This is a genomic window from Clostridioides sp. ES-S-0123-01 (assembly GCF_020658415.1).
Lineage (GTDB): Bacteria > Bacillota > Clostridia > Peptostreptococcales > Peptostreptococcaceae > Clostridioides.
In genome coordinates this window covers 32,188-50,829 of the sequence record NZ_JACVWD010000001.1, presented here as the reverse complement: position 1 = coordinate 50,829, position 18,642 = coordinate 32,188, and the positions used below count along the sequence as shown (strand labels likewise).

Sequence of the window (18,642 nt, the reverse complement as noted above, 5' to 3'; positions counted from 1 at the left end):
TTAAATGGCGTTATTATAGCCTTCCATGAATGCTGCTTCATTTTGAACATTAAATTTGCCTTTTCCTTTTTCCTCAAAGAAATCACACATAGTTTTTATAGCTAATTCTTTCTCAAATAATCCTGTTTTTGCAATCAATGCTCCAAGAACTACTACATTTGCGGCTTTTGGATTGTTTGCCTTTTGAGCTAATTCCTGACAATTTATTTTAACTACATTTACATCTTCTCTTAATACTATATTTTCATCTATAGCAGACGTATTAATAACTACTGTTCCTCCTTCTTTTACTAAATTTATATAATCTAAGGATGGCTTATTCATTGCTACTAAAACATCTATTTCTTCCATATCAGGTCCACCTATACTCTCATCAGAAAACTTAACCACACTATATGCTTTTCCACCTCTCATAGTTGGACCATATGCTGGCATCCAAGTAACTTGTTTTCCTAATTCAAGTGCTGATTCAGCCACAATTAAACCTAAAGTTAAGACTCCTTGACCACCAAATCCTGCAAATACTAACTCTTTTTCCATAACTATTCACCATCCCTTTGCTTAAATTCGCCAAGAGTATAATATGGCACTATTTCTTCTTCAATCCACTGGATAGATTTTTCTAATGATACACCCCAGTTAGTTGGGCAAGGTGCTAATATTTCAACCAATGAATATCCCTCTCCATTCAATTGAGCTTCTATAGCATTTTTTATATATTTTTTTAGATTAATTATTTCTTTTGGACTATGAACTGAACCTCTTGCTACATAGGCTACATCAAAGTAATTTGCCACCATTTCAGGAACTTTTAATGGACTACCAGTAGTTTTTATATCTCTTCCATTTACACTTGTTGTTGTAACTTGACCTGGCATAGTAGTCCATGACATTTGACCACCAGTCATTGCAAAGTTATTGTTATTTATTACAAACACAGTTATATTATGATTTCTATATGCAGTATTTAATGTTTCAGAAAGACCTATAACATATGCATCTCCATCACCTTGATAAGTCATAACTAACATATCTGGTCGTGCTACTTTTACTCCTATAGCTGTAGATGAAGCTCTACCATGTGCGGTTTGCATCTTATCTCCATTCCAGCTAAAATTCATATTACAAACACAGCCAACGCCTAAAGTTAATACATGATTTTTTTCATATCCATTTTCTTCTATCACTTCTGCTATTATACGGTTTACTATTCCATGACCACAACCTGGGCAAAATTTATTTGGTATTGAAACAATGCTAGGTGTTAATCTATCTGTAGCCATATTAGAACACCTCCTTAATTTCGCCAGATTTTATTTTGCTGTAAGTGTCCATTACTTGTAATGTTTTTGGTATATGATTTCCACTAAATAATCCATAAACAGGTACATTTTCTTTGCATATTTTCTTTGAAGCTAATGCAACATCCTCTACTAACTGCCCTGTATCAGTTGACTCTACTGAGATAAATCCTTTTACATCTTTATTTACCTTTTCAAATGCTTTATATGGGAAAGGCCACACTGTTATTGGTCTTATTATTCCAACTTTTTCGCCTTGTTCTCTAAGTCTTCTAACCGCATTCATAGTTGTTCTTGATGGTATACCGAACGCTACAAACACATATTCTGCATCTTCAACTTGATAATCTTCCCATTGTTGTTCATTTTCAGTTATTTTCATACGCTTTTCCATACAAAAAGCTGGTTTTTGGTTATCTGGAACTTTTGCATGGTCTCTATTGCTTCCATCATAAGTCCAACCTAAGTCTTCTTCTCTTTTCTTAAATTCAGGAAACTCTACTGGTTCCATCATTTGACCTAAAGCTGCTTCTGTCAAAATTTCAACAGGCACTCTATATTTCTCCGCTACATCAAATGAGTTATACATTAAATCTACAGTTTCTTGAATACTATTTGGTGCATAAACTATTAGATGATAATCTCCATTTCCTCCCCCTCTAGTGTCTCTTAGGTAGTCTGTTTGTGCTGAATCTAGTGAACCAAGACCAGGTCCCCATCTTTGCACATTTACAATTACACAAGGATAATGATTTGCACATAAATATGAGATTCCTTCTTGTTTTAAAGATATTCCTGGTCCTGAAGAACTTGTCATAGACCTCATTCCACTTGCATATGCTCCATATACCATATATATAGCAGCCATTTCATTTTCAGATTGTATAAAAGTTCTTCCAAGTTCAGACATTCTATGTGATAAAAATTCCATTACCTCTGTTTGTGGTGTAATTGGATATCCTGCATAAAACTCACAACCACCTCTTAGAGCTGCTTCTGCAATGGCGTGATTCCCCTTCCACATTTTTTTCATATTCTCCCAACTCCTTTTAAGCCTCTTGACATGCTTCTTCTTTAATTATTTCAAATACATTATCTGGACATACTTGATAGCAGATTCCACAAAGTATGCATTTGCTTTCATCGACTTCTACATGAGTATATCCTTCTGTGTTTATATTATCGGATATTTTTAATGCTCCTTTTTTACAAGATATAACGCAGTATTCACAACTTTTACATCTCTCTGCGTTTATTTTTAAACTCATAGTTACACCCCATTTCGTAATATTTCTATCTATTAGCCAATACTTGGCTCTTCCTTAAGATTTAATATTTCTTTTAAAACTGCTACAAATTTCTTGTTTTCTTCCATAGTTCCAATACTTACACGTGCATGTGTAGCATTTGGTCTTATTACAAAACCTTTTTGTTTTAAGTCTTCAAATAGCTTAGGTATATCTGTTTTCATATCTACATAAAGGAAGTTTGATTGTGAATCTACAACATCAAATCCCATTTTTGTGAACTCGTCTTTGAAATAATCCATTCCAACTCTATTTAACTCATATGTCTCCTTTATAAATTCATCATCATCAAGTGCTGCTGTTGCTCCACTTATCGCAACACGATTAGCAGAGAAAGGTTCTTTTACGGTAAATAAAGTTCTTATTATCTCATCTTTAGCAATACCATACCCTACTCTAAGTCCTGCAAGACCATATATTTTAGAGAAAGTTCTTGTCACTATAACATTGTAATTTTCTCTTACATATTTAAGCCCATCCACATAATTAGGTACTGTTAAAAATTCTATATATGCTTCATCTAATATAGTTATAATATTTTCAGGGACTTTCTTTAAAAATTCTTCCAATTCTTTATCATCTACAATTGTTCCTGTTGGATTATTAGGATTACATACACATATTAACTTTGTTTTATCTGTAATCTTATCTAATATACCTTGTAAATCATACTTATAATCCTCTGTTAAAGGTACCTCTACTGGTATTCCTTCATTTTTAACAGTTGCTGTTCTATAAGACGGGAATGTTGGGTCACAGTATATAACTTCATCCCCTCTATTTATAAAAGCTTCACCTATTAGCGTGATAACGTTATCTGCTCCATTAGCAACAATGAAATTTTCTGCTTTTAGATTCAATTTTTCAGCTAATTTTCTTCTAAGTTCATTAGCTTCTGGCTCTGGATAAAGTTGACCTTGTTTTAACATTTCAATCATAGCTTCCATTGCTTTTGGTGATGGTCCTAGAGGATTTTCATTTGAAGCTAGTTTTATTATTTCTTTTACACCATATTTTTCTTTTACTTTTTCTATTGGTTCACCTGGAACATATTGATGTAATTCTTTTACTGTATTTCTCAATAATTTTTCTATCATTTTTAAAAGCCCCCTCTGTATATGTATTTTCATTTATATAAACGCTATTGCGTCTACTTACTCTCACAACTAAACTAAGTCATTTACTCAAATTTTTTATTAAGCGTTTCTTTGATTTAATTCTTCTCTTATTTGATTTAATTTTTTATCACTTACTGGATATAAGATTGCTATAACAACAGCTATTATTAAAGGTATTGCCATAGAGTAAGAAATCATATTTATAAAACCTGTTTTAACTGCTGCTGTAACTACCATATCAGCTTGATATCCCATTGAATTCATTAAAATTGTTCTTATAGTAGTCGCAAGTAATACACCTACTTGTATTGCAACTGGATATAGTGACATACTTAAACCTGGTAAATCTTTTCCTGATTTCCAATGTCCATAATCACAAGAACCAGCAAAGAAGTTAAGATTTATTATTGATACTACATTTGAGAAACCTCCACCAATTGCCAATAACATAGTTACACCTAAAGTTGTTCTCCCCCAAGGAGTCCATGCAACTAACAAGTGACATAATGCACATATAGAGAAAGAAATTATTGAAGCTAATTTTTGTTCTTTACAAATTCTTATAAATACTGGTGCGAAAAACATAAAGCCTACACTTACCAAAGGCATTATTGCTAAAAATACTGCTAATCCACGTTCATCTTCTATTACATACTTAAAGTAATAAGGAGCTAAAGGTCCTAGCCCTATAGATCTTATGCATATAAGAAACTCTAAACAGAATGCCATCATAAGTGGTACATTAGTAAATAAAGCTTTTAGCATTTCACTTGCTTTAATTTTTGGTTTTTCTTCTTTTTGAAGTACTTCAGCTTCTGCTCCAGACTTTATTATCTCTGTTGAAGAAAACCAAAATACTAGAAGACATCCTACTGCAAAGAATAGATAAGTACCTAAATAACCCATTCCTTCTCCACCTAGTACATCTGCAAATAAAACTAATAATAACGGATATGAAAAACCTACTAAAAATTTTCCAACTTCTTTGAATATATTTGTAGTAGTCGAACCTATAACTCTGTCTCTAGGTGTTTTAGTAACCACAGGGTAAATAGCATAGATTATAGTGAAAACTACTTGCTGAGCACAAGATGCTATTAACAATAATGCTGTCATTAAAGGTAAAAGTAATGTTGGGCTTATTTTCATTAATGGAACTATGAAAAATACTCCATATGTTAGTGCTAATGCTGCTGGTGTATATCTAAGCCAAGGATAATATTTTCCTTTTTTAAATGGTTGTTTGTCAAATACAGTCCCTGTTATTGGAGCCACAGCCATCTTTATGAAAGATTGTATTATTTGCATACCACCTGCCATAATTACCCCAAGCTTTGCTACATCAGTTAAAAATATGTTTGTTACTGTTGATACAAAGTAGCCTATAAAATTATATGCCAAATTTATAGAACCTGAGTAAGTGTATACTGCTCTCTTTTTAGGGTCTCTCATATCATCTCTAAAGTTTGATATAAGGTTTCCTTTTGGTTTGCTTTCTTGACTACTCACATCTACCCCTCCTTAATATAATTTATTCTTTATTTATTTTTATTCACGTATAATAATTTGAATTTCAAATCCATCTCTACACTTTCTATAATTCGAATCAAATTTTTATATGTGTATAATTTTAATTTAATTATATTCTTAAAATTCATAATTGTCAAACACTTTTTGGTTTTATTTTTTCATTACTCAAATGAACCAAAAAGGCATTTATACTTAATTTAAATCGTTATTTTTATTAATATATCCATATAAAGTGTCACCAAAGCATACATTCCAAATTATTTTATCAAAATTTTACTTATTTTAAATTATTATAAATTTATTCAAGAATAATTTTTATCTTCTTTTTATATACTACAATCAGATATTAAAAATATTTTTTCACCCTTTAAATTCCTTTTATTTTTATACATGTACTATTGATTTTAAAATAAAAGCATGTTACAATTACAAAAAAGAATATATCAAGTAAACGTTTATTATAATCTTTAATTTCAGAATTTTCAATTTTCTTATTTTATCTAACTTTTACATAACATAATATGTTAAATTATTGTAGCTACACTAATCCAAAGCCAGTTAAAGTCAATATTGTCTTACTTTTATATAAAATATATTTTATAAATATATTTTATAAATTTTATTTAAAAAATATTATATAAGGAGAAAAAATTATGTTACTTTTAATTGCTACATGTGCAGTGTACATATGGATTGGCTTTTATTTTTCTAAAAAAGTTAAAACAGCATCCGATTTCCTAATTGCGGGTAGAAATCTTCCTTTACCCATACTTGCCGCAACTATTGCTGCTACGTCTTTTGGAGGAGGATGTTTGGTTGGTGGAGTTCAATGGGGAGCTGAAAGAGGACTATGGGTTGGTATGTACTCTACTATAGGTGCGGCTTTAGCTTGTTTTGTAAATGCGTTTTTTGCAGGAAAATTAAGAAGCTTATCATGTGATATAACACCTGCTGACTATATTGAAACTAGATATGGTCATAGTATATTCTTAAGAGCTTATCAATGTCTTGTAACACCAATATCAATATTAGCTATTATGGGCAGTCAACTAATATCTTTTGGTTCTGTATCTACTGCATTTGGTATCCCTTATGATATAGCTGTAATTGTAGGAGTCATAGTAATCATTATATATACTTATGCATCAGGAATGTGGGGAGTTGCAGTATCAGCATTTATTCAACTTGCTATTTGTGTAGTATTTTTGCCAATAGTAGCTTATATAAGCTTAAAATTAGTTGGCGACAATCCTTTACTTATGTTACAATCAATGGTAAAAGAACCATTCTTCCCAGGAAATAAGTCGCTTAGTGATTTTATGTATACAGTTTTACCATTGGTTTTAGGCTCAATATTTTCTTATGAAAGTTTTTTGAGATACCAATGTGCTGATAATGCTAAAAATGCAGTTAAAAGCAGTGTTATTGCAGGATTTATACTATTATTTCTTGCTTTCCCTATAGGCATAATTGGAGCTATTGGTGGTAGTTTATTTCCAAACATATCATCTGTTCAGGTTTTACCTCAAATGATATCAACAACTCTACCTCCTTTAGTTTCTGTATTATTCTTAGCTGCTATATTAGCTGCCATAATGTCCACTGCTGACTCATTAATGACCTCAATGAGTGCCATAATATCGAGAGATATTTATAATAAATTATTACATCCTAATATAGAGTTTAATGATTTAAAAAATACTCTTAAATACTCTCAAATCGCCTCAGCTTTAACAGCTATAATAGGAGCAATTATAGCACTCAAGTTTGACAGTTTATTAGAACTATTATTTTGGCCAGCACCATTATGTACAGGTGTGATATTTGCACCATTTGTCATTGGTCTTTCCTGGAAAGGTGCTACAAAAAAAGGAGCTATCTGTGCTGTCATAGTAAGTGCAATATTAGCATTTTTAAATATGATTGGCCTCCTTACTGTCTTTGACAGAATTTTAGTACCTATAATAGGTGGTTCGGTTACGATATTTATAGTTAGTAAATTTTCAAAAAAAGATTGAAAAGAAAGGTATACACAGTAAATATGTCAAAATCAGAAAAAGGTAAGGAAACAAAAGCTAGTATTATAAGTGCTGCTAGAGAATTATTTTTTGAACAAGGTTATCACAAGACAACCACTAGGCAAATTGCAGAAAGAGCCAATATAAATTTAGGCTTAATAAGTTATTATTTCTCAAGTAAAAGTGAAATAGGAGCTATAATATATGAAGATATAAGGGATGAAATGCAATCTTTAATCTATAATTATCATGAAGAAGGTACAATGATGATGTTCTTTCTTGCTATGAATGCTGACCTTTGTTTTCTTTTAAAAAATGAAGCGTATAGAAACTTTTATTTGGATATAGCTTATGAGGAAGCTATTTTAAGCTATCAACGAAGTGTAACTGAAATGGTCATGAAAAGATATGTTAATGAAAAAGAATCTATAGAACATGACGAATTGATACTTTCCTGTATTGGTATACTCGCTATGAAACCTGAGATAATTAGGGTCTATACTTCACATAAATATGATATATCTTATCAATCTGTAATAAAATATTTTACAAAACAGTTTCTAATTAACCTTGGTCACAGCACTGATTTATGCGAAGATATTTTAGAAGAATTGAGTAAATACTATATAGATATAGTTGATAATTTTACGCCAATAATAACTCGCATAAGAACTTAATAAAATTTTATTGAACTTTTAGAGACTGAAATTTTGAAATCATAATTGTATTTTAATATTTCAGTCTTTATTACGTTTAAAAATACTTTATAATATTTTGCTCTAATGACAATAAAATGCTTATCCAATTGCATCTATAAATTTCTTTATCCATAAATCCCATAGACGCCATTCATGACCACCAACACACTCTTCATATACAATATCAACATCTAAAGATTCTGCATATTTTTTAAAGGTTTGATTATTCTTATATAAAAAATCCCTATCACCACAAAATTGATAAATTTTAGGAATATCTTTATTACTCTCTTTAAGATTCTTAAGTATGTAAAGTAAATCATTCTCACTATTTCTAGCATCTTCTGGTTTCCCAAAGTCATGGAATAGAATATCAGCATTTGTTTCTATTTGCTGATTTTCCAACTCATGAATCATATCAGGTGAACCAGAAAAACTTGCTACTGCTGAAAATTCATTTGGTTTTGAAAGTGCTAATTTTAAAGCGCCATACCCTCCCATAGACATTCCAGCTACAAAATTATCTTCTCTCTTATCTGATAAAGGAAATATAGCTCTAACAAATCTAGGTAACTCTTCACTTACAAAGGTGAAATATTTATGTCCATATAACATATCTGTGTAAAAACTAGTTTCTACCCTTGGTATTACTAAAGCTATATTTTTGCTTTTGGCATAATGTTCTACATTAGTGTATCTAATCCATGAACTTTGGTCATCTTCTAGCCCATGAAATAAGTACAATGTTTTAAACTTACCTTCAAAGTCATATATCTCTTTGCCAGTAAATAGTTCTTTTCCATTTGCTATAGGTAAAACTACGATTATATCAGTCTCTCCTCCTGTATATTTTGATTTAAATTTACATTCTATAAATGCCACAAAAAACACCTCTTTTATAATGAATTTATTATCTAAAAAACACCAAGATTTTAATTGTCTCAGTGCTTTAAATATTTTATTAATTTATATATTTTTAACTACATATAATCAGAAGTATCTGTTGGTAATCCTTTTTTATCTAATTTACCCTCAATAATATCTTTAATTATAGAATAAATTACTGCAAATAGAGGAACTCCTATTACCATTCCAACAAAGCCTAATAATTTACCTGCAACTAACAATGAGAATAAAATCCAAAATGCAGATATCCCAATTGAGTCTCCAAGTATTTTAGGTCCTATAATATTTCCATCTATTTGTTGTATTATTAATATAATTAACAATAACCATAGTGCTTGTATTGGAGAAACAAACATTACTATTATTGTAGATGGTATTGCTCCAAACAGTGGTCCAAAGAATGGAATAATATTTGTAATACCAATTATTACTGATATTAATAATGTATATGGCATTTTTACCACTGTAAGTATTACAAATGTTAAAATACCTATAATAAATGAATCTAGTATCTTACCACCTAAAAATCTACCAAATGTATAGTTACTTCTGTGAGTTAATTCTAGAATTTTAGCAGCTTGTGTTTCTGTAAAAAGTGCATAAGTTATTTTTTTACTTAATCCATAGAATTTTTCTTTATCAATTAGCAAATATACTGAAACAATCAATCCTAGTACAATATTCCATATACTAGAAGCTATATCCTTCAACATATTTCCTAATATTGGTATTAAATCTGTTACAAATTTTATAATGTATGTGACAAATTCATTCCATTTATCTACTGCTAAATTAAAGTATTGTTCATCAAGATTTAAATCAGTCATTAATTTATCAAGAAGCTTAGTTGCGTTGTTTACATACATAGGTATATCATTTGCTAATCCAACAATACTCTCAATTACTTGAGGTAATACGAATTGCATAAATAAGTAAAGTATCAATGCAGCTGTTGCATATGTTAATAAAAGACCCAATCCTCTTTTTGATTTTTGTTTTAGGTTTTTTAATTTTTCACTTTTGATAAAAAGTCTTTCTTCATAAAATTTCAAAATAAAATTCAGAAGATATGCAATAGCAAACCCTATTATAAATGGCTGTAATGTTGTAAACATAATATCTAAATTGTTAGAGAATACATCAATTTGTGATGATATAAGATAGAATATAATACTACAAGCAGATATTATAAACGTATAAATTGCTATTGTCGTGTACTTTGTATTCCAATTAATTTTCATTTTTTCCTCCTTATTTCTATATAATTAAATTTTATCACAAAATTACTACTTTTATAACAAATATGCCAAATTAAAATTTTTAATTTGATAAAATATAATCAAAATATATATTTTTAATTTGATTTGTATTTTTTCTACAATATAGTTTACATCATTTTTTTAAGAATTTTAATTAATTTATCATTATATGGTGCATATCTAATAGGAATATCTAAATTTAATTTTTTCAATACACTTTTGTAATGCGTAAATGTATCAAATCCTGCTTTACCATGATATGAACCCATACCACTTTCACCAATACCTCCAAATGGTAAGTAGTTGGTAGCTATATGGATAATTGTATCATTTACACAACACCCTCCTGCTGGAATCATTTCTAAAACTTTATTTTCCAAATACTTATCTTTTGTAAATATATAAAGAGCTAGTGGATTTGGTCTTTGTATAATTTCTTGCAAAATTTCGTCTAAGTTTTTGTATGTCAAAACAGGAAATACTGGTCCAAATATTTCCTCCTTCATTATATCATCATCCCAACTAGCATCATCTATTATAGTTGGCTCTATTTTTAATGTATGGTTATTATAATTACCACCATATACTACCTTTTCCATATCAATAAGGGATATTATACGCTTAAAATGCTTTTCATTTATAATTTTAGGAAATTGCTCATTATCACATGGATTCTCTCCAAAATACTGTTCAATATAATATTTTATTTTCTCTATTAACTCATCTTTTTTATTCTCATGTACTAAAATATAATCTGGTGCTACACAAGTTTGTCCCGCATTTATTAGTTTTCCCCATGTCAATCTTTTTGCAGCAAGATTTATATCTGCATCTTCTAGTATAATACAAGGACTTTTTCCTCCTAGTTCCAAAGTTATAGGAGTTAAATACTTTGATGCTGCTTTCATAATTACTTTACCTACCGCAGTGCTTCCTGTAAAAAATATATAATCGAATTTTTCTAAAAGTACTTTTTCGCTTTCTTCTTGGTCACCTTGAACTACTGCAATATATTCTTTTGAAAATATACTTTCAAGTATGTCTTTGATTATATGTGAAGTTGATACAGAGTACTCAGAAAGTTTTATTATTGCACAATTGCCTGCTGCTAATGACCAAACCAATGGTATAAGAGCTAGTTGAAATGGATAATTCCAAGGTGACATTATAAGTGTAACACCATAAGGTTGAGGAACAACCTTAGATATAGATGGAAAATTGACCATACTTGAACGAACTCTTTTTGTTTTGCTCCATTTTTTTATATTTTTTATAGCAAAATTCAACTCACTATATAAAATACCTACTTCTGTCATAAATCCTTCAAAATTTGATTTATTTAAATCCTGTTTTAATGCCACAAGTATTTTATCTTCATTTTTTAATATAACTGACTTTAGCTTTTTTAACTGCTCTAAACGAAATGATACATCTCTTGTTTTACCTGTATTATAGTATTCCCTTTGCATCATTACTATCTTATTTATATCCACTATTTAAACCCCCCTCTTTAAGAATTAGACTACTCTATTTTTAAAACAAATTGTTTAAATTTCTATTAATATAATTTTTATACAATAATAAATTCATATCAATATAACATAAATTTACAAATAAAAAAAGCCCCCCTTTTAGATACAGGAGAACTAATAAAAAAATTGTATTTTTAAGAATTAATTACTCTATAAATTACAATATAGTTATAAGCTTGTATTTTGAAGTTTATCCACATAATCAAGTATAGGATTTAGATACTTTTTATCACACCAATCAAAATCTTCTCCTAATAATAAAGGAGTTTCTATTGGATTAAAACCTTGACGTTGTTTTTTAGCTATTGACTTTTTAAGAAAACTACAAAGAGTGGTATCAAGCCATGACATTTTTGTTTCATTCCATTCGCCACGGCAGTAAAAACAAGGAATATTATTCAACTTATCCTTAAAATTAACTTCTCTCAATTTTCTTATTACTGAATCATCATATGGAGATGCTCCTACACCAAAAACAACTAGATTTTTACCTGCTAATTTCTCATAGTGCTTTTTAAAAAAAGAAATTCCTGCTATATTACAAGCATAAAGACCTCCACCTAAAATAATTGTATCGTAATCTATAATCTTTTCTAGATTAACATCCTTAATTTCAAAAATATCACAAGCTAATGATTCTGAAAGCCATTTAGCATATTTTTTTGTTGAACCATACTTACTTTTATAAATTATCACTATATTTTTCATGTTAATTATCTCCTTAATCTTGATAATAACTATAATTAGTAACTAGTTACTTTATATTATAGTAATTAATTACTTTTGTGTCAATAATCTTATTTTTTATCATATATAATGAAGCGGTATAGCTTAGATAACTATACCGCTTTATACAAATTATAATTTATAATAATTTTACAACTTAACTCCAAACTAACTACTTTAAATAAATTCTAGATTACAATACCTTTTAAAAAGTTTATTCTAAAACATACTTTTTATACTTGTTATATTCTATATTACTACATTCTACATCTAAAAGAGTTCCCTCTTCCATATATTCTGTATTTATGACACTTGTATTATTATTAAAATAAGAAGCTACATTTCCTTCACTGTATGGAATCAAAAACTTACATCTTATATAATCTTTAAATATGCTATCACAAATGCATTTTACCATTTTGTCTATATTTATATTTTTTTTGGCTGAAACAAATATACCTTCCTTGCCTATATCATCTACAATATCATTTAATAATTCTTCATCAACTAAATCAATTTTATTGTAAATATTTATTATAGGGATATCATTTGCGCCAATTTGATTTAAAGTATCTACTGTTACTTTAATATGATTTTTATAGCTTGGATTTGAAACGTCAATAACATGTAATAACACATCTGCTTCGCACACTTCTTCTAATGTCGACCTAAATGCTTTTACTAAATCATGTGGTAGATTACTTACAAATCCAACTGTATCAGACAATAAAAATTCTTTATTATCTTGAAGAACTATGCTTCTAATAGAAGTTTCTAATGTCGCAAATAACATGTTTTTTTCAAATACTTTCTTTTCTTCAGAGTTTTTAAATATATCAACTAATTCATTCATTATTGAAGATTTTCCGGCATTTGTATATCCAACTAAAGCTACATTTGGAAGATTAGATTTTTTTCTCATATTTCTTTGAGTTTCTCGTTGGAATTTTAAATCATCTAATTCCCTATTTAGAGAAGTTATCTTTTCTTCTATTCTTCTACGGTCGAGCTCTAATTTCTTTTCACCAGAACCTCTATTTTTAGTACCTACTCCTCCACTTTGACGCCCTAAATTTTCATTTGAGCCTATAAGTCTTGGTAACATATATCTTAAACTTGCTACTTCCACTTGAAGCTTGGCTTCTCTAGTTTTTGCCCTTTGTGCAAATATATCAAGTATCAATGCTGTTCTATCTATAATTTCACATTTTAATTTTTCTTCAAGGTTTTTAAGTTGTGATGTAGAAAGCTCATTATAAAACACAACTATATCTGCTTTTTCTTGTTTTATTATATTTAATAATTCTTCAACTTTACCTATACCAATATAATATGCTCTATTAACCTGCTTTGCATTTTGAGTTATACTTCCTACAACATCAATATTGCATGCAGAGCATAAGTTTTCAAGTTCAATCATTAGTTCGTTGAAATCCTCAGATTTACTATTTATGTTTAGTCCTACTATTATTCCTTTTTTTGCCATATCCATATTCTCCTTATATACTATTTTTTATTTAATATATAGCACGAGATTATGGCTCTATAATTAAATTCATTAAGAATTTGCTTGTTTAATTTTATTCTTAAATGATACTTCTAATTTAATATTATAATAACCATAATCGTGCGTTATTTTCTTAATCTTATATAAAAAATCACTTTAAAACACCTCTCCTCAATTATATTATGTAGTTTTTTCAATAAAAAACTCCTTATAAATCTAAGTAATACAAAACAATCTACTTACATTATAAGAAGGATTAAAATTCTAAATATATATTAAAAATATGTCAATTTAATTGACTCATATGTAATTATTATATTATATTTAACCCAATTCTTAAATTTAAGTAGTTTTTTACACAACTAATAAAAGTAACTAAAGTAGATAACTTTACATAATTGTTAACTATTAAAATTAAATTTTATTATTAATAAAATTTAAAGAATACGATTAAATATACATTTTGATAATCACCTCCAACATTTTCCTTATTATATATTATAACAAAATACATAACTTTGTAAATACATAAAAAAATAGATAAGATTATATCTTACAAAATATAATCTTATCTACATAGTTTATTCTATATTTCTCTTACAACGATACTCATATTTTAAAGTAAATTCTTACTACATTGCTTCATCTTCTTCAAATTGAGAATTGTAAAGATTAGCATAGAATCCACCTTTCTTTAGAAGTTCCTCATGGTTTCCTTGTTCAACTATATCTCCTTCATTCATAACAAGAATCATGTCAGCATCACGTATAGTTGATAATCTATGTGCTATAACAAAGCTTGTTCTACCTTCCATAAGATTATCCATAGCTTTTTGAATTAATACTTCTGTTCTAGTATCAACAGAACTTGTAGCTTCATCCAATATTAAGATTTTAGGGTCTGCTAAAATGGCACGAGCTATAGTCAATAATTGTTTTTGACCTTGAGAAACATTGCTTGCTTCTTCATTTAATTTCATGTTGTATCCATCTGGCAATGTTTTGATAAATCTATGAACATGTGCAGATTTAGCTGCTTCTATAACTTCTTCATCTGTAGCATTTAGTTTACCATATCTTATATTTTCCATAATTGAGCCACTAAATAACCATGTATCTTGAAGAACCATACCAAACATTTCTCTAAGCTCACTACGATTGAAATCTTTAATATTATGACCATCAATTAGTATTGAACCACTATTAACATCATAAAATCTCATTAAAAGCTTAACTATAGTAGTTTTACCTGCTCCTGTAGGTCCAACAATAGCAACTTTTTGACCAGGTTTAACATTTACTGAGAAATCATTTATTATAGTCTTATTTGAATTATATCCAAAATTAACATTTTCAAAATCAATCTTACCTTCTAAACCATCTATTGAAACTGCATTTTCAACAACTTGGTCTTCTTCTTCCTCTTCTAAAAACTCAAATACTCTTTCAGAAGCTGCTGCTGTTGACTGTAGTAAGTTAGCAACCTGTGCAATCTGAGTCATTGGTTGTGTAAAGTTTCTTACATATTGTATAAATGACTGTATATCTCCAACCTCAATTGTTTTCTTAATTGCAAGCCAACCTCCTAAGATTGATACCATTACATATCCTAAGTTTCCAATAAACATCATAAGTGGTTGCATTATCCCAGACAAAAATTGAGATTTCCATGCTGAATTATACAAACTATCATTTAATTTATCAAATTCATTAATTGCTTCTTCTTCACGATTAAATGCTTTTACTATTGTTTGACCACTATAAGTTTCCTCAACTTGACCATTTACATTCCCTAAATATTCTTGTTGGGATCTAAAGTATTTTTGTGATTTCTTTACTATTCTTGAAATTACAAACATTGATATTGGTAATATTAAAATTGCCACTAATGTCATAATACCACTTATAGATAACATCATTATCAAAACACCTATCATAGTTGTTACTGATGTTATAAGTTGTGTCATACTTTGATTTAAACTTTGGTTTAGAGTATCTATATCATTTGTAATTCTTGATAGTATTTCACCATGTGTTTTAGTGTCAAAATACTTCATTGGCAATCTATCCAATTTTACTGAAATCTCTTGTCTTAAATTATAAGATACTTTTTGAGAAATTCCACTCATTATGAATCCTTGTATAAAAGAGAATAGTGCACTTACCAAGTAAAGGCAAAGTAATAATGCTAAAATTTTTCCAATTGCGTCAAAATCTATACCTACATTGCCTCCAGAGACTTTGCTCACTAATCCTTCAAATATCTTTGTAGTCGCCTTACCTAAAATTTTTGGACCTACTATAGAAAACGATGCACTACCAATAGCAAATACAATTACCAAAATTATTGATATTTTAAATTTAGATAAGTATGCAATTAGTTTTCGCATGGTTCCTTTAAAGTCATTTGCTTTTTGTCCTGCTCCTATAGATTTTCCCATAGGACCTTTTCCCATTCTACTCATTAGCTAGCTCCTCCTTTGAAAGTTGTGATAAAGCTATTTGCTCATAAACTTCGCAATTTTTTAGAAGCTCTTTATGTGTTCCTATTCCAACTATTTTTCCTTCATTTAAAACAACTATTTGTTCTGCATGCAAGATGGTACTAATTCTTTGTGCAACTATTAATACTGTACTTTCAGCAGTTTTTGATTTTAAAGCTTTACGAAGAGCTGCATCAGTTTTTAAGTCAAGAGCCGAAAAACTGTCATCAAATATATAAACTTCTGGATTTTTTGCTATTGCTCTTGCAATAGAAAGTCTTTGTTTTTGACCTCCAGAGACATTTGTTCCACCTTGAGAAATTTCAGTTTTAAAAGCTTCTGGTTTAGAATCAATGAATTCTGTAGCTTGAGCTATTTCAGCTGCAGCTCTCATTTCTTCATCTGTTGCGTCTTTTCTGCCATATTTCAAGTTGGATTCTATGGTACCAGAGAACAATACTCCTTTTTGAGGTACATATCCAATTTTTTCTCTTAAATCATGTTGAGCAACATCTTTTATATTAACTCCACCAAGTAATATTTCTCCCTCAGTAACATCAAAGAAACGAGGAATTAAATTTATAAGAGTCGACTTACCACTACCAGTACTTCCTATAAATGCAGTTGTTTCTCCTGGTTTTGCTGTAAAGGATATATCTGTCAATATAGCTTCTTCTGCATCTGGATACATGAATGAAACATTTTTAAATTCAACAAGACCTTTTTTATCTTCTTTAAATTCTTGTACTTTTGATTTTTCTGGGTCTTTGATACTTATATCTGATACCAACACTTCATCTATACGTGTAGCTGAAACAGATGCTCTTGGAAGCATAATAGATATCATTGATATCATCAAGAATGACATTATTATCTGCATTGTATATTGTATAAATGCCATCATATCTCCAACTTGCATTGCTCCAGAATCAACACTATATGCACCTCTCCAAACTATAAGAACTGTAATAAGGTTCATTATAAGCATCATAGCAGGCATCATACATGTCATAACTCTATTTACAAAAAGATTTGTTTTAGTTAAATTTTTATTTGCTTCATCGAATCTTTTTTCTTCATGTTTTTCAGTACTAAAAGCTCTTATAACTGGAATACCTGTAATTATCTCACGGCTTACTAAGTTTAACTTATCGACAAGCTTTTGAACCAATTTAAACTTAGGCATAACAACTGAGAATAATACAATTATTAGAGATAAAATGGCTACTACTGCAACTGCTATAATCCAAGCCATTGAAGTATTAGTATTTAAAACTTTTATTATTCCACCTATAGCCATTATTGGAGCATAAAAAACTATTCTAAGTAGCATAACCATCAACATTTGTATCTGTTGAATATCATTTGTACTACGAGTGATTAATGATGCTGTAGAAAACTCATTCATTTCACTATTTGAAAATGACATAACTTTTCTAAAAACTCCACTTCTTAAATTTCTTCCTACACTTGCTGCTACTCTTGCTGCTAAAAATCCAACTGTAATTGTAGCTATCATACTAATCATAGCTATACCAAGCATTTTTGCACCAGTAAGTAATATATAATTATTTTGCATATTTTCTGTATCAATACCTATGTTTTCATATTCTGCTTTTACATATGATACTGAACTTTGTGTTATCATACTTTCTGGCATACTTTCAAAGCTTTTGCTCATCTCTTTAGTTAATTTGTCTAATTGTTCTGTTGGCATCATTGATAACACTTTAAATATATCAACTTCTTCACCTTGAGTCCCTTGTGTAGGAAGTTGACTCATTATCTGAGATTTCATTGCTTTTACTTCCTTACTGTCCCCCTCAAGCCCTGATACAATTAAAATAGATTTACCAAAAATAGTATTTAACTCATCTATAGTATCCTTGTTTTTAGTATTTAACTCATAAAGAGATTCGTCTTTTAAATTTGGATACTTCTCTTTATACTTGCTGTAATCTTCCTTATTCAATAAAGTATAATTGTCTAATATTTTATCCTTATTATCTTTATCCATAAACAAAGTAATCTTATCTAATTCACTTTTTCTAATTATAGATGGAACAGAGTTTTCTACTCCACCTTGCTGTATCCCTATATTTACTATATTAGATGTATATTTTGGTAAAGAAAGGTCACATACTGCTTGAACTACCAATAAGCATACTATTATTACTATTGATAAGGCTGACTTCTTTAAATATTTAATTAATTTAAACATACACTTCTTCCCTTCTGTAATATTAATTAGTCTGAT

The 18,642-nt window shown here is 29.1% G+C and carries 15 protein-coding genes; 2 read left to right on the top strand and 13 right to left on the bottom strand.

Going from position 1 to position 18,642, the window contains the following annotated elements; all coding sequences use genetic code 11:
• The 6 genes from IC175_RS00210 to IC175_RS00185 form a co-directional block, all read right to left on the bottom strand.
• A complete protein-coding gene (locus tag IC175_RS00210; RefSeq protein ID WP_227840925.1) occupies positions 1–540 on the bottom strand; it encodes a 2-oxoacid:acceptor oxidoreductase family protein in 540 nt (179 codons plus the stop codon).
• Positions 541–542: 2 nt separating this feature from the next.
• A complete protein-coding gene (locus tag IC175_RS00205; protein ID WP_227434863.1) occupies positions 543–1,283 on the bottom strand; it encodes a thiamine pyrophosphate-dependent enzyme in 741 nt (246 codons plus the stop codon).
• Position 1,284: 1 nt separating this feature from the next.
• Positions 1,285–2,334 carry a 3-methyl-2-oxobutanoate dehydrogenase subunit VorB gene (vorB, locus tag IC175_RS00200; protein ID WP_227482503.1) on the bottom strand — a complete coding sequence of 350 codons (1,050 nt, stop codon included), beginning with the start codon at positions 2,332–2,334 and terminating at the stop codon, positions 1,285–1,287.
• Positions 2,335–2,350: 16 nt separating this feature from the next.
• A complete protein-coding gene (locus tag IC175_RS00195) occupies positions 2,351–2,569 on the bottom strand; it encodes an indolepyruvate ferredoxin oxidoreductase subunit alpha (RefSeq protein WP_227434869.1) in 219 nt (72 codons plus the stop codon).
• A 32-nt stretch (positions 2,570–2,601) separates the two neighbouring features.
• Positions 2,602–3,705: a histidinol-phosphate transaminase gene (gene hisC, locus IC175_RS00190; RefSeq protein ID WP_227434871.1), complete on the bottom strand. Its 1,104-nt coding sequence runs from the start codon at positions 3,703–3,705 to the stop codon at positions 2,602–2,604.
• Between the two features lie 99 nt (positions 3,706–3,804).
• The gene (locus tag IC175_RS00185) at positions 3,805–5,235 is read right to left on the bottom strand and encodes an MFS transporter (protein ID WP_227434873.1); all 1,431 of its coding nucleotides are present in this window, start codon (positions 5,233–5,235) and stop codon (positions 3,805–3,807) included.
• A gap of 674 nt (positions 5,236–5,909) precedes the next feature.
• Here IC175_RS00185 and IC175_RS00180 point away from each other — a divergent pair.
• Both IC175_RS00180 and IC175_RS00175 read left to right on the top strand, forming a co-directional pair.
• On the top strand, positions 5,910–7,274 hold the full coding sequence (locus IC175_RS00180) for a sodium:solute symporter family protein (RefSeq protein ID WP_227482502.1): 1,365 nt from the start codon (positions 5,910–5,912) through the stop codon (positions 7,272–7,274).
• 23 nt (positions 7,275–7,297) lie between these two features.
• The gene (locus tag IC175_RS00175) at positions 7,298–7,951 is read left to right on the top strand and encodes a TetR/AcrR family transcriptional regulator (protein WP_227434875.1); all 654 of its coding nucleotides are present in this window, start codon (positions 7,298–7,300) and stop codon (positions 7,949–7,951) included.
• Positions 7,952–8,071: 120 nt separating this feature from the next.
• Here IC175_RS00175 and IC175_RS00170 read toward each other — a convergent pair whose 3' ends face one another.
• The 7 genes from IC175_RS00170 to IC175_RS00140 all read right to left on the bottom strand — a co-directional run bounded on the left by IC175_RS00170 (position 8,072) and on the right by IC175_RS00140 (position 18,606).
• Positions 8,072–8,854 carry an alpha/beta hydrolase gene (locus IC175_RS00170; protein ID WP_227434876.1) on the bottom strand — a complete coding sequence of 261 codons (783 nt, stop codon included), beginning with the start codon at positions 8,852–8,854 and terminating at the stop codon, positions 8,072–8,074.
• A gap of 98 nt (positions 8,855–8,952) precedes the next feature.
• Positions 8,953–10,119, bottom strand: a complete 1,167-nt coding sequence (locus tag IC175_RS00165; RefSeq protein ID WP_227434877.1) for an AI-2E family transporter — start codon at positions 10,117–10,119, stop codon at positions 8,953–8,955.
• Positions 10,120–10,265: 146 nt separating this feature from the next.
• A complete protein-coding gene (locus tag IC175_RS00160) occupies positions 10,266–11,630 on the bottom strand; it encodes an aldehyde dehydrogenase (RefSeq protein WP_227434878.1) in 1,365 nt (454 codons plus the stop codon).
• Between the two features lie 207 nt (positions 11,631–11,837).
• Entirely contained in the window at positions 11,838–12,377 is a 540-nt protein-coding gene (locus IC175_RS00155; RefSeq protein WP_227850963.1) for a flavodoxin domain-containing protein, read from the bottom strand.
• Positions 12,378–12,609: 232 nt separating this feature from the next.
• Positions 12,610–13,881 (bottom strand): GTPase HflX, encoded by a 1,272-nt coding sequence (hflX, locus tag IC175_RS00150; protein WP_413927230.1) that lies wholly within the window; start codon positions 13,879–13,881, stop codon positions 12,610–12,612.
• A 653-nt stretch (positions 13,882–14,534) separates the two neighbouring features.
• Positions 14,535–16,367 (bottom strand): ABC transporter ATP-binding protein, encoded by a 1,833-nt coding sequence (locus IC175_RS00145; protein ID WP_227434881.1) that lies wholly within the window; start codon positions 16,365–16,367, stop codon positions 14,535–14,537.
• Positions 16,360–18,606 (bottom strand): ABC transporter ATP-binding protein, encoded by a 2,247-nt coding sequence (locus IC175_RS00140; protein ID WP_227824047.1) that lies wholly within the window; start codon positions 18,604–18,606, stop codon positions 16,360–16,362. Before IC175_RS00140 ends, IC175_RS00145 begins: the two co-directional genes overlap by 8 nt.
• Between the last annotated feature and the right edge of the window lie 36 nt (positions 18,607–18,642).